The following is an 18,933-nucleotide window of genomic DNA, read 5'->3' as shown; positions in this document are numbered from 1 at the left end:
CTCTCCGTTGTATGGTGGTTTGGCTACATGGCTCCTTACTTCATTCGAGAGACTAGAGCAAGGAGGAACCAAAGGACCATGAGTACTATCGCGAGCACCATAGCCAGCGTGGCACCCCTTTGAGTGCCAAAGATTATTGGTATGGGCCCTATCATTATTACGCCGCCTCCTTCGACCTCGCTCTCACCGCTTAAAGCCGACATCATGGTTCCGATAAAAACCAGCAGGAAGCCCACGAGGATTAGGACTATGCCTAGGACTGTGAGGAGCTCGCCCCGCATGGTCTAAACTCTTCGGGCCGATTTAAAGGCTTTTGCCAAAAGCATTTTTAAAGTCCTCATATACTTCAACCGAGAGCGATGCTTGTGATAGTAGATCTCGACGACACCCTTTGCAACACGTGGGAGGCAGCCAAGAAGGCCGCCATAAGGCTACTTCCCAGAATATTCAGGCTGAGAAAGTTCAGAGCATTTCTCTACGTCGCCTCGAGGAGGTATAAGGAACTAGAGGAGATGAGGGAGCTCCACCTTCTTGGCCTCGACGAGATAGTCCAGAAGGTTATGGGGAGGATTTATAAGGGAGAGAATTACAGTGATATAGCCGAGGAGTTTGACAAGGCTTTCTTTTCGCACCTCCACCTTTACCCAGACGCAGAACCATTCTTAAGAGGACTGAAGGAGATGGGAGCAAAGATCGTTCTCGTCACGGACTCCTCGGCGAGGTGGCAGAGGCGGAAGATAGAGCATCTTGGCATTGCTAGGTATCTCGATGGTGTCATAATAAGCGGGGAGACGGGTCACACGAAGTTCGAGCCCCACAACTTCATCCTCGCGAAGAGAATGTTTCCAAAGGAGAGAAGGATGTTCGTTGTGGGTGACAGGGACGAGACGGACATGAAGGGTGGCAAGAGCATCGGCGCGACGACGATACTTGTGAGAAGGGGGTACTTCAAAGGAAGAAAGGCAAGACATGCCGATTTCGTCGTTAAGAACCTCTCTGAGGCCTTAGAGGTGATAGAACGTGAGCATAAAGCTTGAGATTAAACGGAAGGCCCTCCATTTAACAGGTCTGAGCGTGCCCCTCGTATATCTCCTACTCGGCAGACATGCGGCCCTTTTCTTCACGGCTTTTGCCCTCGTCATCTTTCTGGCCCTCGAACCCTTCCGCGTCATCGAAGATCTCAGGGAGAGGGCAAAGCGGAAACTCGGCCTTCCAAACCACGTCGTTGAAAAGCTGGAGAGGGAAATAGATGGCATAGCCAGAGAACACGAGAGGAGGGGAATCGGAGCCCACATATATTTCACAAGCGCGGCTTTCCTCGTGGTTTTGCTCTTTCCGAGGGAGGTTGCTCTTGGAAGCATAACCCTCGCGACCCTAGGCGATGCCATGGCGGCGATAATTGGCAAGCCCTTCGGAAGGCACAGATTCCGCAATGGGAAGAGCCTCGAAGGGAGCCTCGCTTACTTCGTGACTGGCCTTCTGATTCTGACGCCCCTAGTTGGCATCTTTCCCGCCGTTTTAGGTTCCCTTGTCGGGACCGTGGCAGAGCTCTACGAACTGCCACCAGACGACAACTTCTCGAATCAGCTCGCCGTAGCTGTTGCTCTCTGGCTTGTAGGGTAAACTTTAAACGGCCATCGAAATATGGAGGCGTGGTGAGACCATGCGATTTCCGGAGAGGGGAATGGATGAAGAGGAAGTTTTGGAGGAGCTGGAGAGGCTAACTCGGGAAGATCTCACGTTTGACTCAGGCAGGATCTTAGGGTCTATGTGTACTATGCCCCATCCACTCGCCATCAAGGTCTTCTGCAGGTTCATAGACAGGAATCTTGGTGACCCGGGGCTTCACGTGGGGAGCAGGAGGATAGAGAGGGAAGCCGTTCAGATGCTTGGTGACCTTCTCCACCTCGAAAGGGCATACGGCCACATAGTCTCCGGGGGAACGGAGGCCAATATACTGGCCGTTCGAGCTTTCCGCAACATGGCCGACGTCGAGAAGCCCGAACTTATACTACCGAAGAGTGCCCACTTCTCATTCATAAAGGCCGGTGAAATGCTCGGCGTGAAACTCGTTTGGGCTGAGCTTAAGAGCGATTACACGGTGGATGTGAGAGATGTAGAGAGCAAGATAGGAGACAACACGATAGGGATCGTTGGCATAGCGGGAACTACTGGGCTGGGCGTCGTGGATGACATCCCGGCCCTCAGCGATCTGGCTCGGGACTACGGCGTCCCCCTTCACGTCGATGCTGCCTTTGGGGGCTTCGTGATACCCTTTGCGAAAGCCCTCGGCTACGACCTGCCTGACTTCGACTTCAGGCTGAAGGGAGTTCAGAGCGTGACCATAGACCCCCACAAGATGGGCATGGCCCCCATTCCTGCCGGGGGGATAATATTCAGGAGGAAGAAGTTCATCAAGGTGATAAGCGTTCTGGCCCCCTATCTGGCTGGGGGAAAGGTGTGGCAGGCCACTATAACTGGTACGAGGCCGGGGGCAAGCGCGCTGGCTGTGTGGGCCCTCATAAAGCACCTCGGCTTCGAGGGCTACAAGGAGATAGTCGCCAGGGCGATGGAGCTCACTAGGTGGTTCGCCCAAGAGATTAAGAACACCGCTGGAGCGTGGCTCGTTAGGGAACCCATGCTCAACATAGTGGCCTTCAAGACTAAGAACCTGCCCCGTGTTGAGAGGGTCCTGAAGGGGAGGGGTTGGGGTGTAAGTGCCCACAGGGGCTACATAAGGATAGTCATGATGCCCCACGTGAGGAAAGACCACTTGGAGGCGTTCCTGAGGGATTTGAGGGAGGTTCTTGGATGAGAAAGCTCAAGGTCTACATTCCAAGCGTGAAGTTTCCCCCGATATCGGTCACGGGAAACTACTGCCATCTCAACTGTGCCCACTGTGATCATCACTACCTTGAGGGAATGCTGAAGGTTACGCGGAGAAACCTCGTGGACTATTGTAAGGCACTTGAGCGAGAAGGATACATGGGTTGCCTGCTGAGCGGTGGCCTCGACGAGCGGCTCAAGGTTCCCCTCGATAGGTTCGCGGAGGAGATAAAGGCGATAAAGAGGGAGACGAGCCTGAAGCTAAACGCCCACGTGGGCTTTATCGATGAAGACGATTTAGAGTGGCTGAGATACGTGGACATCGTTTCCCTCGACTTCGTGGGCAATGATGACGTGATAAGGCGCGTCTACAAGATAGACAAGACCGTGAAGGACTACCTTCGAATTCTGGAGCTCCTCACAGAGAACAAGATAAAGGTGGCGCCGCACATAACTATAGGGCTCGACTTCGGCAGGATTCACTGGGAGTTTAGTGCCATCGACACGCTCGCCCAGTACCCGATAGATGTCCTCGTCCTTAACGTCCTGATACCCACAAAGGGAACTGAGATGGAGGGCGTTCCAAAACCTGGCGTTGATGAGACAATTAGGGTCGTAGAATACGCCCGCGAACACTTTGGGGGCGAGATAAGCGTAGGGTGCATGAGGCCCTTCGGAAGATGGAGAGAGGAGTTTGATAGGAAAGCTATTTTAGCGGACATCGACAGACTGACGAACCCACCGAAGAATGTCCTTGGGTGGGCGAAGACTGTTAGGGAAGTGGAAATACTCTATGAGTGCTGCGTCCTTTGAGCTATTCCTCTCCTCACCCTCACGGCCCTTCCCGTCGTGAAGACAACCATCTCCCTGCCGTTAAGCAGGGCCTGACCCGTCGCCAAGAGCTCATCCCTCTCGTTCACCACAAGAACCTCGTCGTAGGGCCGTATGTTTGGGTCAGCAAAGAGCACGAATTTTGCGAAGACGTCCCTGCCCTCCCTCACAAAGGGCTCCGCCTCCTCGCTCACCACGACGCGCATCCTGGGATAAGGCAGAACGGTATGAAGCCTCCTAGCCCCCTCGATGCCGAGCGTCAGGAGGCCATCGTCAGCCCTGACCGTGGCCAGATGGACGCCCTTGGCCTTAACTTGCCTCGGCATCCCCGTTTTCTTAGAGAGCTCAACGAAGGCATCCTTGAAGGCTTCTCCTGCCCCGGGGCCGAACTGGTACTCAGCTATGGCCATCACGTACTTCTTGGCATCCATTCTCGACGGCCTCTCGATGGTGAAATCCTCCTCGGCCTCGCTCTGAGCAAATGGATAGCTAAGCGAGAGGTACTTGGGAATCTCACCGAATATTGGGTGCCTCAAGGTCTCGGGGAAAATCTCTTTCACGCGCTCAGCTCTCTCCCTCGCCCTCCTCACGATGGGCCATCTAAGGGTTTCTTCGCTCACCTTGAACAGGGCCGACTTTTTTGTAATGGGTTCGTTCTCCTCCAAGAATTTGTAGTAGTCGAGCAACCTCTTGTAGGCCGCGTAAAGCTTAGGATGGGCTCTCGCTCTCTCATCAACTAATTTCCAGAGCTCTCCTTCCCTTATGGCCTGCTTCACACGGTTGAGCTCCTCCCTGAGCATCCAGAGGTTATGGATTGCCAAGAGCCTCATCCGCTCCTCTTTTGGCATCTCTCTGAGCTCCTGGGGAGTGTAGCGGCTACATACGGGACAGGAGCAGGGGAAGTACTCGAGCTCATTTAGGTGCTTCGTTCCTTCTGGAGTTAGATAGCGGTCGTCCTTGGCGTAGAGGGCATAAGAGGCGGAGTCGAAGAGGTCCACCCCCATGGCCACGGCGAGGGCGAATATCATAGGATGACCAGCGCCGAAGAGGTGCACCGGTCTGTCTGGTCTAAGGCCAAGCTTCGCCGCAATGACAACATCTACGAGCTCCCTAAAGCGGTAGGACTCCATAAGGGGAACAACAGCCCCTATGGGGTGTATTTCGAAGTTCATCTCACTAAGCCTTCTTGCGGCGAGCGTCCTTAGGTTGAGATACGTGGAGCCCTGGACGGTTGCGTTCATTGGTATCTCCTTCATCTCCTCGGCCTCTCTCGCCCTCTCAAGCGTTATCTTAAGATCCTCCTCAGCCTTTTCGCGTGGAACATCGGGAGGTGTAGGGATGTCGAGGAACGTCCCTATATCAACCCCTATTTTGTGCTGAAACTCGATTATCTCCCTGTTGGTGACCTCGACACCCCCATAGCGCATAAGCTGAAAGGAGCCGGAATCCACCTCTATGATTCCGTTGTAGTCTAGCAGTCGGTGGATTCCCTCCTTAAGGGCCCTCTCCCTCAGCTCGGGAGTCTTGTAGATGATGTAGGAGTTAGTGATTATTATCCCGAAGCCCATCTCCTCAAGCTCTCTCGGAGTCACGATGAGTTGCTTCGGGTTAACAACGGGCATTATCGCAGGCGTTTCAATCCTTTTCCCGTTAACCTCAAGCCTCCCAATCCTTCCAGCGGCATCCCTCGCCTTTATCTCGAAGCGAAACATCCTCCCACCCCGGCTCATTCGGGCTGGACGTCATCATCAGCTCAGGTTTTCCGGAGTCAAATCATCGCCCCTCCGAGATAGATAGGGAAGAAGAAAAACCTTTCGGATACTTCATCGGGACTCTAGATTGTGAATGTAGTCGAGAAGGGGCCTTATTCTCTCCCAAACTTCTCCTATAGTGCCGCACCCCTCTATCCGGACGTATATCCCCTGCTTCTGGTAGAACTTTATTATAGGCGTCATGTTGGCCGTGTATATATCATAGCGCTTCGCGACTATCTCGGGTCTGTCGTCCTCTCTCTGGATGAGCTTGCCACCACAGACGTCACATCTTCCCGGCACCTTTGGTGGATTGAAGTCGACATGATATACTGCTCCACATTGAGAGCATATCCGCCTTCCCGATATCCTTTTAATGCTCTCCTCTTTGGGGATGAATATATCGATGGCCACGTCTATCTTGATGCCGTGGTCGTAGAGATAGTTTTCGAGGGCTATTACCTGCTCCGGCGTCCTCGGATAACCATCCATTATGAAGTTCTCCCTGACTCTTCTGAGCTTTGAGATCACCAGGGTGTTAACGACGGTGTCCGGAATTAGATCGCCCCGAGCCAGATAAGCCTCCATCTCCTTTCCGAGAGACGTTCCGGCCGATATTTCTGCCCTTATTAGATCGCCCGAGGCTATATAGGTTAGGCCATACTTCTCGACTATCTTTCGTGCCTGGGTTGATTTTCCACTCCCTGGTGGACCAAATATTAAGATGTTCACTGGGGTTCACCAATAAGGATTTATAGACTGCGTGGCTAAAAATTATACGGTGATGTCCGTGCCTAAGCTAATGACTGGCTATGTGCGGGCCTCTGGATACGCCAACAAGGTTAGGAGAGTGCTCTTTGCAATAACGAGGGGCAAGGTTAATCCCGAGGAGGTCGTGAGAGCTGCTGGAGAGCTAAATCAATCAATCTTCGAGAAGTTTAGAGAGGTTGGCGTGAAAAAAGAAGACGTCGTCAGGATTAGCGTGGATTTTGAGATTCAGGACGGAAAGATAATCTGGAACTACGACTCCCTTCAGATAGAGGTTTACAGGAAAGAGGAAGAAGAGAGGCTAGCTCAGGCCATGGAAGAAATAGAGGAGATGGAGAAAGCCTTCGAGGAGGCAATAAAGGAGTTAGAGGGCCTCGCCGAGAAGCTTAGAAGGCTCAGTGAGGAAATTTCCGAGAAGGTGGAAAGGATAAAGCAAGAACATACGGGCCTGAAACTAAGGGTGGAAGAGGATGAAACGTAGCCTTTTGGTGCTCGTGAGTCTCATAATGGCCATTCCCCTAATAAATTTTGGATACTTGGCCATCCAATACTTTGCAGTTGGTCCTGTAAAGGATTGCAAGATTGAGCTCAGTGAGGTAAAGGTTGAGGAAGCATCCGTGGATGGGGCTATTCTAGTGGCCACGGTAACAATAGATAATCCAACAGACCGGAGCGTCAGGATAGACGGCTTTGAATACACCCTATTTGCCAACGACACCCCTATTGGCACTTACAAGATTAGCAGGATTATCCTGATACCCGCTGGGAGCTCCATCAAACTCAAGGGCACTTTCGAGGTGAGATACCCCACGATGCCCACTGGGATAATCAGGGCCATAATGAATGGCAGACTAGAGGAAATAGAGTGGAGGATCGAAGGAGAGTTCTACGTGAACTCGACCTTGGGGACGTTTGGAGTTCTTTTCAACGTTACCACGGGGAGATGAAGGGGGGATATTTTCTCATCCTGTTCCTTCCCGAGGACTTCCATGTAAAGACAAAGGGCAGAAATTTCTTTCTCCGAGCTGGCTACTACGTTTACGTGGGTTCGGCCATGAACTCCCTAGAGGGTCGGATCGCTCGACACTTCAGGAAGGAGAAAAGGCCTCACTGGCACATAGACTACCTCCTGATGCAGGCCGAGCTCCTTAGGGCATACTTGGTCCCGAGCGAGAAGAGAATAGAGGAGGAGCTCTCCCGGGGGGTCGCGGAGTTCGGAGAACCCGTGCCTGGCTTCGGGGCGAGCGATGTTTCCGTGGGAACCAACCTCTACAGGTTTGATGAGCCGCCCGACGAAAAGATAAAGGAAATACTAAGACGGCTGGGCTTGAAGTGGATGGTTGTGGAGAAAATTTAGGGGGAGGCCCATATATCCACGCCCTCATCTATGAGTCTCTTGAGCTCCCTGCCTATGGGCGTGTTCTTGGCAACCTTTACTATGCCCTTCTTGCTCGGCGTGGCGGTGAATATGTACTCACCGCCACCATAGAATCTGAGGGGCCTCTTGGCGTAGTCCGGCGAGACCCTCAGCACTATGCTCTTCTTCTTCTCTTCGATGTCCACAGGGATCTTTTCCCTAGGTTCCGGTGCCTTCTCAGCGAAGCTCTTGACCTCTATGCTTATTCCGAGCCTCTTCTCCAGTTCGGTTATCCTCTTGCCCTTCTTCCCTATTATCGCTGGGATGTCGAACTCGTCCGCGTATATGACCGCCTTGTGCGGGCTTATGATCTCGACATCGGCGTAAACATCTGGCAAGAACTTCTTTATCTCCTGCTTGAGCTTCTTCTCGGCAAGCCTTAATGCCGGAGCCTTTTCCTCCTTTTTGACCGGGACGACGCTCACTTCCTCGCCGAAGGTGTATATTTCGTATTCGAGCTCCCCGGTTTCAAAGTCCCTGACCTCTATAACCGGCCTTGCTAGGTCCTCTTCCTTCATGCCGCTGGGTACCTTGACCTTGTACTCGAGAGTCAGAACTTTAGCAACGCGGCCAGCCTTGATGAATATCACAGTATCAACGATCTGCGGTATCATTCCGAGCTCTATCCTACCGATAAAGCGCTGAATTGCATCTATCGGCTTCGTCGCGTGCACCACACCGACCATTCCCACGCCCGCTAAACGAAGGTCGGCGTATATCAGGAAATCGCTCGTCTTCCTCATCTCGTCGAATATTGTGTAGTCGGGTCTCACGAGGAGCAGTATGTCACCCGTTTTCTCCATGCTTCCTCCGAGGGCCGTGTACTGGGTTATCTCCTCACTCACTTGGAGGTCGCGGGGCTTCTCCATTGTCTTCACTATCTTGCCCATGGAGGCATACCACTCGGCAAGAGCCTGAACAAAAGTCGTCTTTCCGGCTCCAGGTGGGCCCGCCACGAGTATTCCCTCGGCCCTCTCCCTTAGTCTCTCCATAAGCTTCTCGCTGAGGTTGTAGTCCTCTATGCTCAGCTTCTTGACTGGCCTCACGGCCGTTATCTCTATCCTGTCGGCAAAGGGTGGCTTAGCGATTACTATGCGGTAATTCCTAAGCTGGACAACCGTAGCGCCCTGCTCGTCAAGCTCGATGAAGCTCTCCCTATCCCTCCTCGCCCTCTCGATTATATCATCAGCAATCTCCTCAAGCTCCTCCTCCGTCAGAGGCTCGTCCCTCACGGGAACAAGCTTCCACTCTCCCGGCCTTCCTTTCTTTGCCAGAGGCTTTATCCCTGCCTTCAGGTGAACGCTCATGGTTTCCTCATCGAAGAAGTCCTCGAGCCTCATCCTCGGCTCCTTGCGGCTTTCTAAGTAGATAACGTCGATTCCCTTAGCTATCGCTATGTCCCTCTGAACTTGGTCACCCGTAATGAGTGTCGCGTTGAGCTCTCTCGCTACCTCTCTAACCATGTGGTCTATCTCGCCCGCCTTAGCCCTCTTTATCTGCCAGAAGTCCGGCCTCTCGCCGTAGAACTCAAGAAGTATCTTCCCTTCGTCAGCCATCGCCCTAAGCTTCTTGAGTTCCTCCAAACCCACGTGACCTATCGCTCTCCCCGCATTCGCCTGGTGCTCAATCTCAGCAATCACGGCCTCGGGAATGACAACCTTAACCTTCTCGCCAAGCTCACGGAGGTACTGGATGAGCCTGCCATCCACTATCACGCTCGTGTCAGGAACTACGACTTTCATGCTCTCACCTCGGCCTGAGTTCCCTAACCTCCTTAAAGGGTTTCCGGCGGAAATTTTAAATACTCAAGGTTAATAAAATCAGGTGGAGGTGAGAGAATGGGACTCGCGGGGACCGTTAAGGGAATAAGGGAGGTAGAGGAGAGAGCTCTGAAGGAGTACATCGACCTTTTGAAAGAACTTAAAGATCCCGAAGATGCCGAGCTCAAGAGGGTAGTCTTGAGGCTCGCGGTTGACAAGATATTCCACAGGGAACTGGCCTTAGCAATCGAAAGGGCATATAGAGAGGCTACTAAACTCTTGAAAGAGCACCTTGAGCCTTTCTACCCTGAGCTAGAGCCCATAAGGGAGTCAGTTCTGGAGCTCGATAATGGCGTAGCTTTAGTTCCCGGTCTCCCAGCCTTGTTACTGCCACCCGACCTTGAAAAGCTGGGAGTCAGGATACCACCGGAGGAGGTCCTTGAAGAACTCGTGAAGGGATTCCCAGAGCCCTCCCTCCTACCCGTGGATAAGGCCAAAGAAATAAGGGAGAAGCTTGCAAGGGTCGTTGAGATGGAAGAGAGAATGAAAAAATGTTATGGAGAGCTCCAAAAGAAAGCTCAACATCCCGTGATAAAGGATATCGCGAAGAGCGTGATGCACAATGAAGATCAACATGGAGCTATCCTCAAGAAGGTCCTTCAGAAGTTTGCAAACATCTAGCCTTCAGAAAAATTTTTAACCACCATAGTGAATTCGTCCTGAGTTATGGAGGGGGAGTTCATAAAGTCGGGCGTGGAGAGACTTGACCAGATACTTGGAGGTGGCTTCAGAAAAGGATACAATGTGGCAGTCGTGGGTGGCCTAGACGGGGATAACGTGCTCTTTCTTCATAACCTTGTTTATTCCCTCCTGAGTCAAGATTACCGCATTCTGCTTGTGGAATTTAGACAAGAGCCAAGCCATCTCTTTTCGTGGCTTAAATCGTTCGGGATAGACTACGAGAAGGCTGTCGAGGAAGGTAAGCTCAAGATAATAGACGGATTTTCAAACCTCTACTTCCCAACCCCCATATCTAAAGAAGAAAATGTCCTCCCCAATCCTCTCGACCTCAGCATAACCACCGCGCTCATCCGCGATAGCATAGTGAGGGATAGTTACAACTTTCTCGTTCTCGACGACCTAAGCATCCTCTATACGCTCCAAGCTGATCCCAAGGTTTACGTTCGAGTCATGGTTAGGCTTGTGAACTCCATAAAGAAGTTCGGAGCCCAGACGATAGCTTCCCTGAACTCTGACGTATTCTCGAGCAAGGATCTCGCAACCCTTTTGGTGCCCTTCGAGTACGTTATTGACGTTAGGGAGGGTACCGCAAAGGTTGCGAGATCTCCATATCCCCTATCATCTCCTCAGAATTGCTTCCCCTATACAAAGGCTAAAAACGGAATAGTTCCCTTATCCGAGGCTTATGAAAATCTGGAGGTCCTGAAAAATTCCCTTAAACTTGACGACGAGGGTAATTTGTGGTTGGGTACTGAGAGGGTCCAAATCGTCGTAGAGGAGAGCGAAGCCTCTCTAGTAGAGTTCGTTTATAATTATCTTGGACCTGAGGAGGGAGAGAGATTCCTATACTTATGGGGTAAGTGGGAGTTCAAGGGATACGGTAGCCTTATTCGAAAAAAACACGAAAACCTTGAGGATGCGCTGATGGGCCTGCTATCTACGACGAAAGTCTTGGGAGGGGGTCATCTCGAGTTCGTTCAGATGACGGATGAGCTGATCGTTCTCAGGGGTAAAAATCTCTTCCCAAGAATAGAGAGGTTCCCCTACCACGCCCACGTCAATTATGCCGGTGCAATAGCCCAATTCGTGGAAGATTTCACGGGAGAGAAGTGGGAAGGAAAAGAGGTTAGGTGCCAGGGTCAAGGAGCCTCCCATTGTGAGTTCGTGATAAAGAAAGTCAAGGACAAACGGATTTAATTGCCCTATTTATCTCTTCGAGCTTCTTTCTAGCCTCATCAAGGGAACTTGATTTTTCTATGGCAGTTCCCGTGACTATTATGTCAGCGCCGGCCTCAATAAGTTTCCTTGCCTGCTCACCCCTCCTTATCCCTCCTCCAACTATGAGAGGCACATCTATGGCCGCCTTCACTACCTTGACCATCTTGGGGGGTACGGGCTCAGGAGCTCCACTACCAGCTTCCAAATAAACCAAGCGCATCCCGAGGTACTGACCTGCAAGGGCATATGCAGCTGCAAGCTTCGGCTTGTGCCTCGGGATGGGCTTTGCATCACCCACCCATCCCACGGTCTCACCCGGCTCCACGACGATGTAGGCCATGGGGATTGGTTCTAGACCGTAGCGCTTGACCGTGAAGGCTCCCAGAGCCTGAGCCCCCGTTATGAAGAAGGGGTTCCGCGAGTTGAGCAGGCTCATAAAGAATATTGCGTCAGCGTATTTACTTATCCCACCGTGGGAGCCTGGAAAGAGTATAACCGGCAAACCTGAAGCCTCCTTTATAGCTTTAACTACACTATCAAGAACTTCTCCTTCTGCCCCGGTGGAACCCCCTACCATTATGGCATCTACACCCGTTTCCTCGCAGAGGGCCGCCAGTCTTCCCGCGGTCTTAGGCGGAACGTCATCCGGGTCTATGAGCACAAAGTGGAGCTTACTATTTTCCAACTTATTTAGTATCAGGCGTTCGACCTTGCCTATCCTCATCTTCATCCCCAGCCCCTTTCCCCAGCAACCTTTTTAAACACTCCGGGACTTCCCCCATTTGGTGATGGCCCTGTGAAATTCAGAGGAAGCACCTTTGGTAACTCCGTGAGAATAGAGTTTGAAATCCTCCGTCTCGGCGAGCTCAAAATAGATGACCTATCCGACTTCGATACCGACGAGATAAAGCTGGAAATTAGGTCCTCAACCTCTGGACTCAAGCTCATCGGCATATGGGAGGGAGACATCGAGAGAGTTGGTGAGGGAATTAAGAAGGCCCTTGAGGAGAGCGCTAAGCTTAGGGAGAAGCTCCTCAGGAGGATGAAGAACAAGGTTGAGAGAATTAGGAAAGCCCTAACTGAGATGGGCTTCAGAGAGGAGTCCATGAGCTACGGGGACGTAGTCAGGTTTACCAAGAAGGTCGGGGACTACGAAATAGCCATACTGGTCTCTTCGAGGGACGACGTAGTTAGGGTGGAGGTCTACGGCAACAATAGAAAGCTTTTGACTCCCGAGCTCGAGACGCTGTTCGAGGACGTCAACGTCGAGGAGCTGGAGCTCTATGACATAGAGGAAGAAGGCAAGGAGGAGAGGGTTATAATAAACCTAGAGCTTCCTAAGACGGACGAAAAACCCGAGAAAAGGATAGCAGAAGCTATAGAGATACTTGAGAATATTCTCATGACTTGAAATTTTTCTCATGCCTGCATGACCTTTATCTTGAATGGAACTCCATGGAGTATTCTCCTGAGCTCAGACATTATGCTAGAAGGGTCTTCGTCGGTTTCAACTTCTATGAGAACCTCGCTGAAGCCCCTAGAGTCAGGAGGATATAGATGGGCCTCTTTAATCTTCCCGCGTAACTTGGAAGACAACATCTTCAGGAGAGCTCCCCTCTTGTTGCAGGGAAGCCTCACATCTATTTCAACGATTTTCATCCAAATCACCGATTTGTTTTTAAAAACGAAAGTCTATAAAACCCTTTCCATTCACGTGGATTATCGACTACGAGGCCAAAAAGAACCGAGAGGAATAAAAGGGAAAAGTCACTCCCTATACTCGTCAAGTATTTCGACTATCCTCTTGGCTTCCTCTGGGGTTGGTTGATACTCTTCCTTGGCGAATATCACGCGGACGTCAAAGTTGTCCTCAGGCATTATGTCTATTATCTTGCTGGCAAGCCTTTCGTCCATCCACTCGAATTCCGACATAAGTCTCTCTCGTATCTCCTTGGCCTTCTCCGCCGGAACCTTGGCGAACCTTTCAGCGTGTTCGAGGGCCAACCTAGCCTCGTAGAACATCGGCTCCTCCAAGCCCTTCTTTAGATCCTCCTCCTGCCTTTTGAGGAGGAGCTCCTTGGCCTCTGCTATCGTTATGTACCTCTCAGCAAGCCTCTTCCTGCCTATCATGGCTCGTCACTTCTGGGGTCTTAGGTGAACTGGATGAATGAAGAGCGTCTTAACCTTGCCCCCATCCGTCACCTCAACTATGTAGGCGTCACCCCTCTTTCCAACGACGACTCCTGTCCTTCCATGGAACCTCGGGTCAGGCATGCCCTTGTGGTAGCTCGGCTCTATGACTATGTGAACCCTCTGGCCAACTTCAAACTCCTGGAGGAACCTGGTGAGCGGGGGAAGGCCCCTCCTCCTCGGGTGCTTGCGAAGCTTCTTCCTGGTCTTTCTCCTAAAGCTGTGAGCCTTCTGAACCATTCCAATCACCTCTGAGAGGTTTTAAAACCACAACTCGGCACCCACGGGGTCGTTACCCCGTCTCGTGTGTGGTTCATGGGGGCCGTTTATAAAGTTTTCAGTCGACCTGATGGTTTTTAAACATCTCTCCCCTAATTAGCCTTAGGTGAGAATATGAGCAGGGAGCGCCTTATAGACCTAATATTCGAGGAAGGTTGCATACAGTTTGGCCACTTCATCTTGACATCTGGAAAGGAAAGCAACTACTACATAGACGTTAAGAAGCTCATAACGAACCCCGAAGCCCTTGGGCTCATAGCGGAGCTTATAATTCAAAAAGCCAAGGAGCTTGGCCTTGACTTCAACAAGGTAGCTGGTCCCGAACTAGGCGCGGTCCCGATAGCCACCGCCGTGGCACTGAAGTCTGGAAAGCCCCTGCTCATAGTGAGGAAGAAGAAGAAAGAGCATGGAACAGGCAAGCAAATTGAGGGAGAAGTTAAACCGGGGGATAAAGTCCTGCTCGTTGAGGACGTGACAACGACAGGTGGAAGCGTTCTCAGGGCGGCAGAGGTTCTTAGGGAAGCTGGGGCCAAAATTGTGGGGGTTTTTGTCGTCGTTGACAGGGAGGAGGGAGCTAGAGAGAACCTCGAAGCAAAGGGTCTTCAGTTGCATCCATTAATCCTAGTTAGCGAGCTCTTTGAGAGGAGAAGTAAGAAAAGCGAACCTTAAAGTTAATATTGCCTAAGGGGTAGTAGTGTATTAGTGGGGGATGTATGCTGGCAGCTGAGGGAGAGTTTTTCCTTGTAAATTTTAACCAGTTGCGGAATGACATCAAAAATTGGAGGCTTAGAGAGGCCGTTGAAACTCTTGAGCGGATTTCAAATCCAGAAAAACTCCTTAAAAAGTTGCTTCACGATAAGGATACGGCCGTCAAGGGGAACACAATATATCTAATAGAGAAGCTGGTTAAGGAGAACAAAATTAAACAAGAAACCGTTGAGGCCCTGCTCGATGACTTAATGGCTCTTACGGAAGACGATAACGAAAAGTTAACCTTAGACACAGTAAGGCTCTTTAATGTAATCCTTGAGAAGTTTGAGCTTGAGGAAAAAGACTACGACAGGATAATGGAGGTTCTGATGAATGTAGTGAGTTCCGGCCGTGGAATAGCAAGCGAGTACGCTGCGGAAGGCCTTGGGATACTTGGAGCAGCTCTAACAAGGGTCGCGAAGAAGATAATAAAGCTCCTTGTATCCCTGATAAAGGGAAGTAAAGATAGGGAAGTGCAGAGCGCCGCTATGACGGCCCTCACCGAAATAGCAAGCAGAACCAAGGACAAGGAGGTGTTGAACGAGGCGGTCTCAGAAATTGCGAGCCTGCTTGATTCTGAAGATGTCTACCTTAAGGAGAGAGCAATTTCCTCCCTTGAGAGAATAGTAACTGTCCAGAGAAGTCGGATATCCTCGGGAATTCTCAACACCCTAAAGGAGAAGGTGAGAAGCATCGCCGGAGGAAATACTCCTGGGTCTAAGGTGAACGCCCTCATGAAAGTTATCTCGAAAGAAGAGGCAGAAGACACGCTCCCTGATGAATTCGGGATAGAAGATATCGAAAATCTCTTTGATAAAGACAAACATGAAATAGTTGCCGAAATGGCAAAGAAGAGCGATGTCATTCTCGACAGAATTATAGAGCTGTTGTCCTCTGAAGATTACATAAGGAGAACGGACGCGCTTTGGGTAATATCCAGAGTTATTGGCTTTCTTGGCCCCACGAGGGCCTACTCAATACTGCCTATCCTCGGGGACTTCTTGAGGAGTAATAACCCCTGGATCAGAACAACGGCAGCCAAGACGCTCGCTGAGATTTATTCCCTATACCCGGGGACGAAGGAATACATAATCTCCCTCCTCGATCTCATGCTAAAGTCTTCAGACAGAAAAACTATCGAAGCCGCCCTTGAACTCATAAAGGAGATAACATCCCGCTCCTCAACAAAAGAACTCTTCAGGGCCGCCATGATACTCACGATAAAAAGATTGAATGATCCAAACATTAGATTACCAATTCTAAAATTCTATGCCCTCTCCGCTGAGGAACTCCTCTCCCTCGATAGAGAGATACTTGAGGCACTCCTCCACAAGCTCAGCGAGGTATACGGAAAGGCAGGTAATGAGGAAAAAGAGCTTATAATTTACATCCTTGACCTGATAAACACCCTCCTTGAGGAGGATGATAAAGGTGAAGTACGCCGAGATTCTTGAGGAATACATAAAGGGCTGGAGGCTTAGGAAGGCTGTGGAGCTCGTTGAATCTAATAGAGAGGCTCTCCTTGACCTTGAGAAGCTTTTACATCACAAGGACCCCCTCTTGAAAAAAGGGGCTCTCTATATAATAAAGAAACTGGCATCTAGAGGAAAGCTTTCCTTAGAGGACGTCAAATTTTTTCTTCCGAGCCTCATAGACCTTTTAGACGATAAAGAGGAGTCCGTTGTTCTTCAGACCGTTGAAACTATAAACGCAATAATAACCTTCGTGGAGCTCGACGAGAAGACTAGCGAGGAGCTTTCCTCCCTCCTAATGAAGACCGTCGAGAATAAGCCTGTCCCAATAAATGAATACGCTGCTGAGGGTCTCGCGGCAATAGGTGCCAAGATACTGACTGTAGCAAGAAAGATATTCTCTTGGATAAGGGCAATTATCCGAGGCTCATCGGAGGATAAGAAGGTTGCAGTCCTCAGGGTCCTCCGGGAAATGGTTGCGAGAACCAAGAACCCTCAGATAATGGAGGAAGCCTTCAATCTAGCGCTTGACCTCTTGAACAATGAAGATCCTATCGTCAGGAGAGCCGCACTCCGCATCGTCGAGGTTGCCGTGGACAGGAATGAGCTACTGTCCAGAGCAAGTCTTGAAAGAGCTTCGAAAGAGCTCAGCTCGTCATCCCTTGGAAAGAAGGCTATGGAGGCAAAGGAGAGGATAGATGAGTACCTTAGGGGAGAAACCAAACCAGCGAGTGTCGAGGAGCTTCCCGAGTATTCGGTAGGCATGATAAAGAAGATGTTCGAGAGAGAACAGCATCCTGCCGTTCTAGAGCTTGCCAGGAGGGATTATGGGGTCCTTAAGCTCGTCATAAAGATATTCCTCTCGGAGGATTTGCTAACGAAGCTGGACGCTCTCTGGGTCCTGTCCAATGCCGCCGGTTATATAAAGAGGGACGATGCCGAGAAGCTCATACCCCAGCTTAGGGAGCTACTTCTCCACGACAACCCATGGATAAAATCGACATCCGCCAAGCTCTTCGGTGAGCTCGCAGTGAATTACTCCTCCCTGATGGACGAGGCCATAAGGACAATACTCGAATACTTGGAGTCCAAAGATCCCAAGAAAGTAGGGGCAGCCCTAGAGCTCGCCGAGGCAATACTTTCAAGGGTGGAGAACCTCGGGCTCATTGAGGAGATCGTTAGGAGGCTCGTTGAAATGGATAGACTTACCCCCGAGGCCCTGGAGTTCATTAAAAAGCACGAGAGGGAAATTGAAGATCTTGAGCCAGAACTTAAGAAGAGATTGACGATGAAGTTAGCGAGCTTTATTGCCCCTCCGTGAGCCTTATTATCGCCTCCGCTATATCCCCCTTCGTTTCCTCCAATGCCCTCTTCGCAGTCTCATAGTCAACCCCAGCCTGCTCCATCACGAGCCTTATATCCTCCTCCGGAATCTTCAGAAGCTCCCTAACCTCCTCGACGCCTCCGAGAATCTGGTAACTCTTCTCTCCCATGGCCTTTATTACTGTCACCGTCGGGTTCTTTATGATTATTTCCCTGTCCCCCATCCTTATTATAACCTCGCTAACTCCTTCGAGCTCCTCCATGTTTATCTGCTTCATAAGCTTCCTGAGCTGTTTTGGATTCATAGGGAGCATAGAGCATCACCTAAAACTGGTGCGGGGGGCGGGATTCGAACCCGCGCAGCCCTACGGCACCGGATCTTAAGTCCGGCCCCTTTGGCCAGGCTCGGGCACCCCCGCCCGAGAAGAGGTAAGGGAGGAGGAAGCTTAAAAAAGTTGCTAAAGCTGGAGCTCATGGATGTGCTCGAGCACCTTAACCATCAACTTGACGCTAGCATCCACGTCCCTCTCGTCCACGACCTCGGCGTTGGAGTGGATGTAGCGGGCCGGAACGCTAATTGCTCCAGTCGGGATGCCGGCCTTAGTGAGGTGTATTGCACCTGCATCAGTTCCCCCACCGAGGAGAATGTCCCACTGGTAAGGTATCTCGTACTTCTTGGCGAGCTCCTCCATCCACTTGACGATGGTCGGGTGGCAGATGACGGAGCGGTCCATTATCTTGATAGCAGTTCCCTTGCCAAGCTGGGTAACCTGCTTGTGCTCCGGTGTTCCGGGAACGTCAGCGGCTATTGTAACGTCAATGGCGAAGCCGTAGTCTGGCTCGATGCCGAAGGCCGAAACCTTTGCGCCCCTAAGACCTACCTCCTCCTGGACAGTTGCAACGAAGTATATGTCAGCATCAGTCTCGCCTAGCTCCTGCGCGGTCTTGATGAGGGTATAGACGGCTATCCTGTCGTCGAAGGCTATGCTGACGAAACGATGCTTGCCAAGCCTCTCAAGACGGCCGTCCCAGGTTATTATGGTGCCTATGCGGACGCCCATCTCCTCGGCCTCTTCCTTGCTCTCAGCACCGATGTCTATGAATATTTGGTCCCAGTCAGGAGCCTTCTTCCTGTCCTCGGGCTTCTGGATGTGGGGTGGAACTGAGCCTCCGACTCCATAGATGAACTTGTCCTTGTCAACCCAGACCTTGAAGCGCTGGGCGATTAGGGTTCTGGGATCAATGCCCCCTATCGGCGCGACGCGGAGGAAGCCGTTCTTCTCTATGTGGGTGACCATAAGGCCAATCTGATCCATATGTGCCGCAAGCATGACCTTAGGCCCACTGCCCTTCTTGTGGGCTATGACGTTTCCGAGCTTGTCGACCCTTATCTCATCAACGTAGGGCTCGAAGGCCTCTATGACGACATCCCTTATGCCAAGGAACTCGTATCCAGAAACGCCCGGAGCCTCAACGACCTTCTTAAGGAGCTCGTAGTCCACCATGATCACCGCCTCCATTAAGATTTTCATCTAAATGTTTTTCCAACCCCTATTTAAGGCTTTCCGCAGGCTAAATGATATTAAGGATTTTTCGCAAAGGTATAA

Annotated in this window: 23 protein-coding genes and 1 tRNA gene; 13 read left to right on the top strand and 11 right to left on the bottom strand. The window is 51.1% G+C overall.

Features of this window, described 5'->3' with window-relative positions:
• Positions 1-35 precede the first annotated feature (35 nt).
• Positions 36-281, bottom strand: a complete 246-nt coding sequence (locus tag PYCH_RS03020; RefSeq protein ID WP_013905360.1) for a TIGR00304 family membrane protein — start codon at positions 279-281, stop codon at positions 36-38.
• Between the two features lie 78 nt (positions 282-359).
• Between PYCH_RS03020 and PYCH_RS03015 the strand changes: the two genes are divergently transcribed.
• Genes PYCH_RS03015 through PYCH_RS03000 form a run of 4 tightly spaced genes read left to right on the top strand, consistent with a single transcriptional unit; the run spans position 360 to position 3,639 of the window.
• Positions 360-1,037, top strand: a complete 678-nt coding sequence (locus tag PYCH_RS03015; RefSeq protein WP_048058181.1) for an HAD family hydrolase — start codon at positions 360-362, stop codon at positions 1,035-1,037.
• Positions 1,021-1,623: a diacylglycerol/polyprenol kinase family protein gene (locus PYCH_RS03010; RefSeq protein WP_013905358.1), complete on the top strand. Its 603-nt coding sequence runs from the start codon at positions 1,021-1,023 to the stop codon at positions 1,621-1,623. Before PYCH_RS03015 ends, PYCH_RS03010 begins: the two co-directional genes overlap by 17 nt.
• A 40-nt stretch (positions 1,624-1,663) precedes the next feature.
• Positions 1,664-2,815, top strand: a complete 1,152-nt coding sequence (gene mfnA / locus PYCH_RS03005) for a tyrosine decarboxylase MfnA (protein ID WP_013905357.1) — start codon at positions 1,664-1,666, stop codon at positions 2,813-2,815.
• Positions 2,812-3,639 carry a radical SAM protein gene (locus PYCH_RS03000; protein WP_013905356.1) on the top strand — a complete coding sequence of 276 codons (828 nt, stop codon included), beginning with the start codon at positions 2,812-2,814 and terminating at the stop codon, positions 3,637-3,639. The genes mfnA and PYCH_RS03000 overlap by 4 nt, the downstream gene beginning before the upstream one ends.
• Here the strand turns inward: PYCH_RS03000 and tgtA are convergent.
• Together tgtA and PYCH_RS02990 are read right to left on the bottom strand one after the other, a co-directional pair.
• Positions 3,618-5,369, bottom strand: coding sequence for a tRNA guanosine(15) transglycosylase TgtA (tgtA, locus tag PYCH_RS02995; protein WP_013905355.1), 1,752 nt, complete (start codon positions 5,367-5,369; stop codon positions 3,618-3,620). The two genes, PYCH_RS03000 and tgtA, sit on opposite strands and share 22 nt — an antisense overlap.
• 111 nt (positions 5,370-5,480) lie before the next feature.
• Positions 5,481-6,140, bottom strand: a complete 660-nt coding sequence (locus PYCH_RS02990) for an adenylate kinase (RefSeq protein ID WP_013905354.1) — start codon at positions 6,138-6,140, stop codon at positions 5,481-5,483.
• A 58-nt stretch (positions 6,141-6,198) separates the two neighbouring features.
• On the opposite strand from PYCH_RS02990, the gene PYCH_RS02985 reads away from it, so the two are divergent.
• Genes PYCH_RS02985 through PYCH_RS02975 form a run of 3 tightly spaced genes read left to right on the top strand, consistent with a single transcriptional unit; the run spans position 6,199 to position 7,533 of the window.
• Positions 6,199-6,657, top strand: a complete 459-nt coding sequence (locus PYCH_RS02985; protein WP_013905353.1) for a single- stranded DNA-binding family protein — start codon at positions 6,199-6,201, stop codon at positions 6,655-6,657.
• Positions 6,647-7,123 (top strand): NDR1/HIN1-like protein, encoded by a 477-nt coding sequence (locus tag PYCH_RS02980; RefSeq protein ID WP_013905352.1) that lies wholly within the window; start codon positions 6,647-6,649, stop codon positions 7,121-7,123. Before PYCH_RS02985 ends, PYCH_RS02980 begins: the two co-directional genes overlap by 11 nt.
• A complete protein-coding gene (locus PYCH_RS02975) occupies positions 7,120-7,533 on the top strand; it encodes a GIY-YIG nuclease family protein (RefSeq protein ID WP_013905351.1) in 414 nt (137 codons plus the stop codon). Before PYCH_RS02980 ends, PYCH_RS02975 begins: the two co-directional genes overlap by 4 nt.
• On the opposite strand, the gene PYCH_RS02970 is transcribed toward PYCH_RS02975, so the two are convergent.
• Positions 7,530-9,335, bottom strand: coding sequence for a PINc/VapC family ATPase (locus PYCH_RS02970; RefSeq protein ID WP_013905350.1), 1,806 nt, complete (start codon positions 9,333-9,335; stop codon positions 7,530-7,532). The genes PYCH_RS02975 and PYCH_RS02970 overlap by 4 nt on opposite strands.
• 96 nt (positions 9,336-9,431) lie before the next feature.
• Between PYCH_RS02970 and PYCH_RS02965 the strand changes: the two genes are divergently transcribed.
• The gene (locus PYCH_RS02965; protein ID WP_013905349.1) at positions 9,432-10,034 is read left to right on the top strand and encodes a hypothetical protein; all 603 of its coding nucleotides are present in this window, start codon (positions 9,432-9,434) and stop codon (positions 10,032-10,034) included.
• 45 nt (positions 10,035-10,079) lie between these two features.
• Positions 10,080-11,291 (top strand): ATPase domain-containing protein, encoded by a 1,212-nt coding sequence (locus PYCH_RS02960; RefSeq protein ID WP_013905348.1) that lies wholly within the window; start codon positions 10,080-10,082, stop codon positions 11,289-11,291.
• Here the strand turns inward: PYCH_RS02960 and PYCH_RS02955 are convergent.
• A complete protein-coding gene (locus PYCH_RS02955) occupies positions 11,272-12,042 on the bottom strand; it encodes a geranylgeranylglyceryl/heptaprenylglyceryl phosphate synthase (RefSeq protein WP_013905347.1) in 771 nt (256 codons plus the stop codon). The genes PYCH_RS02960 and PYCH_RS02955 overlap by 20 nt on opposite strands.
• A 66-nt stretch (positions 12,043-12,108) precedes the next feature.
• Here PYCH_RS02955 and PYCH_RS02950 point away from each other — a divergent pair, with 66 nt between their 5' ends.
• Positions 12,109-12,723, top strand: a complete 615-nt coding sequence (locus PYCH_RS02950) for a hypothetical protein (RefSeq protein ID WP_013905346.1) — start codon at positions 12,109-12,111, stop codon at positions 12,721-12,723.
• Positions 12,724-12,731: 8 nt separating this feature from the next.
• On the opposite strand, the gene PYCH_RS02945 is transcribed toward PYCH_RS02950, so the two are convergent.
• From PYCH_RS02945 to PYCH_RS02935, 3 genes are all read right to left on the bottom strand, one after another.
• The gene (locus PYCH_RS02945) at positions 12,732-12,980 is read right to left on the bottom strand and encodes a hypothetical protein (protein ID WP_148236185.1); all 249 of its coding nucleotides are present in this window, start codon (positions 12,978-12,980) and stop codon (positions 12,732-12,734) included.
• Between the two features lie 99 nt (positions 12,981-13,079).
• A complete protein-coding gene (locus PYCH_RS02940; protein WP_013905344.1) occupies positions 13,080-13,442 on the bottom strand; it encodes an RNA polymerase Rpb4 family protein in 363 nt (120 codons plus the stop codon).
• A 6-nt stretch (positions 13,443-13,448) separates the two neighbouring features.
• Entirely contained in the window at positions 13,449-13,742 is a 294-nt protein-coding gene (locus PYCH_RS02935; RefSeq protein ID WP_013905343.1) for a 50S ribosomal protein L21e, read from the bottom strand.
• 153 nt (positions 13,743-13,895) lie between these two features.
• Between PYCH_RS02935 and pyrE the strand changes: the two genes are divergently transcribed.
• The 3 genes from pyrE to PYCH_RS02920 are packed head-to-tail and all read left to right on the top strand — an operon-like array spanning position 13,896 to position 17,324.
• Entirely contained in the window at positions 13,896-14,450 is a 555-nt protein-coding gene (gene pyrE, locus PYCH_RS02930) for an orotate phosphoribosyltransferase (protein WP_013905342.1), read from the top strand.
• Positions 14,451-14,494: 44 nt separating this feature from the next.
• A complete protein-coding gene (locus tag PYCH_RS02925; protein ID WP_013905341.1) occupies positions 14,495-15,985 on the top strand; it encodes a HEAT repeat domain-containing protein in 1,491 nt (496 codons plus the stop codon).
• Entirely contained in the window at positions 15,954-17,324 is a 1,371-nt protein-coding gene (locus tag PYCH_RS02920; RefSeq protein WP_048058180.1) for a hypothetical protein, read from the top strand. Before PYCH_RS02925 ends, PYCH_RS02920 begins: the two co-directional genes overlap by 32 nt.
• Here the strand turns inward: PYCH_RS02920 and PYCH_RS02915 are convergent.
• The 3 genes from PYCH_RS02915 to PYCH_RS02905 all read right to left on the bottom strand — a co-directional run bounded on the left by PYCH_RS02915 (position 17,308) and on the right by PYCH_RS02905 (position 18,831).
• Positions 17,308-17,640: a nascent polypeptide-associated complex protein gene (locus PYCH_RS02915; RefSeq protein WP_013905339.1), complete on the bottom strand. Its 333-nt coding sequence runs from the start codon at positions 17,638-17,640 to the stop codon at positions 17,308-17,310. The genes PYCH_RS02920 and PYCH_RS02915 overlap by 17 nt on opposite strands.
• A 17-nt stretch (positions 17,641-17,657) precedes the next feature.
• A tRNA-Leu gene (locus PYCH_RS02910) sits at positions 17,658-17,745 on the bottom strand.
• Positions 17,746-17,784: 39 nt separating this feature from the next.
• Entirely contained in the window at positions 17,785-18,831 is a 1,047-nt protein-coding gene (locus PYCH_RS02905) for a M42 family metallopeptidase (protein WP_048058179.1), read from the bottom strand.
• Between the last annotated feature and the right edge of the window lie 102 nt (positions 18,832-18,933).

Source organism: Pyrococcus yayanosii CH1, from assembly GCF_000215995.1.
Taxonomy (GTDB): Archaea; Methanobacteriota_B; Thermococci; order Thermococcales; family Thermococcaceae; genus Pyrococcus; species Pyrococcus yayanosii.
Note: the sequence above shows the minus strand (reverse complement) of the source record. Positions and strands in the feature narration are given on the sequence as shown.

What these genes read in the sequence shown, in the direction of transcription:
- PYCH_RS02980 (WP_013905352.1), top strand. Translation starts at nt 6,647, where the DNA reads ATGAAACGTAGCCTTTTGGTGCTCGTGAGTCTCATAATGGCCATTCCC.
- PYCH_RS02955 (WP_013905347.1), bottom strand. Translation starts at nt 12,042, where the DNA reads ATGAAGATGAGGATAGGCAAGGTCGAACGCCTGATACTAAATAAGTTG.
- PYCH_RS02920 (WP_048058180.1), top strand. Translation starts at nt 15,954, where the DNA reads ATGATAAAGGTGAAGTACGCCGAGATTCTTGAGGAATACATAAAGGGC.
- pyrE (WP_013905342.1), top strand. Translation starts at nt 13,896, where the DNA reads ATGAGCAGGGAGCGCCTTATAGACCTAATATTCGAGGAAGGTTGCATA.
- PYCH_RS03000 (WP_013905356.1), top strand. Translation starts at nt 2,812, where the DNA reads ATGAGAAAGCTCAAGGTCTACATTCCAAGCGTGAAGTTTCCCCCGATA.
- mfnA (WP_013905357.1), top strand. Translation starts at nt 1,664, where the DNA reads ATGCGATTTCCGGAGAGGGGAATGGATGAAGAGGAAGTTTTGGAGGAG.
- PYCH_RS03020 (WP_013905360.1), bottom strand. Translation starts at nt 281, where the DNA reads ATGCGGGGCGAGCTCCTCACAGTCCTAGGCATAGTCCTAATCCTCGTG.
- PYCH_RS02970 (WP_013905350.1), bottom strand. Translation starts at nt 9,335, where the DNA reads ATGAAAGTCGTAGTTCCTGACACGAGCGTGATAGTGGATGGCAGGCTC.
- PYCH_RS02975 (WP_013905351.1), top strand. Translation starts at nt 7,120, where the DNA reads ATGAAGGGGGGATATTTTCTCATCCTGTTCCTTCCCGAGGACTTCCAT.
- tgtA (WP_013905355.1), bottom strand. Translation starts at nt 5,369, where the DNA reads ATGTTTCGCTTCGAGATAAAGGCGAGGGATGCCGCTGGAAGGATTGGG.
- PYCH_RS02925 (WP_013905341.1), top strand. Translation starts at nt 14,495, where the DNA reads ATGCTGGCAGCTGAGGGAGAGTTTTTCCTTGTAAATTTTAACCAGTTG.
- PYCH_RS02965 (WP_013905349.1), top strand. Translation starts at nt 9,432, where the DNA reads ATGGGACTCGCGGGGACCGTTAAGGGAATAAGGGAGGTAGAGGAGAGA.
- PYCH_RS02915 (WP_013905339.1), bottom strand. Translation starts at nt 17,640, where the DNA reads ATGCTCCCTATGAATCCAAAACAGCTCAGGAAGCTTATGAAGCAGATA.
- PYCH_RS03015 (WP_048058181.1), top strand. Translation starts at nt 360, where the DNA reads ATGCTTGTGATAGTAGATCTCGACGACACCCTTTGCAACACGTGGGAG.
- PYCH_RS02905 (WP_048058179.1), bottom strand. Translation starts at nt 18,831, where the DNA reads ATGGTGGACTACGAGCTCCTTAAGAAGGTCGTTGAGGCTCCGGGCGTT.
- PYCH_RS02935 (WP_013905343.1), bottom strand. Translation starts at nt 13,742, where the DNA reads ATGGTTCAGAAGGCTCACAGCTTTAGGAGAAAGACCAGGAAGAAGCTT.
- PYCH_RS02940 (WP_013905344.1), bottom strand. Translation starts at nt 13,442, where the DNA reads ATGATAGGCAGGAAGAGGCTTGCTGAGAGGTACATAACGATAGCAGAG.
- PYCH_RS02960 (WP_013905348.1), top strand. Translation starts at nt 10,080, where the DNA reads ATGGAGGGGGAGTTCATAAAGTCGGGCGTGGAGAGACTTGACCAGATA.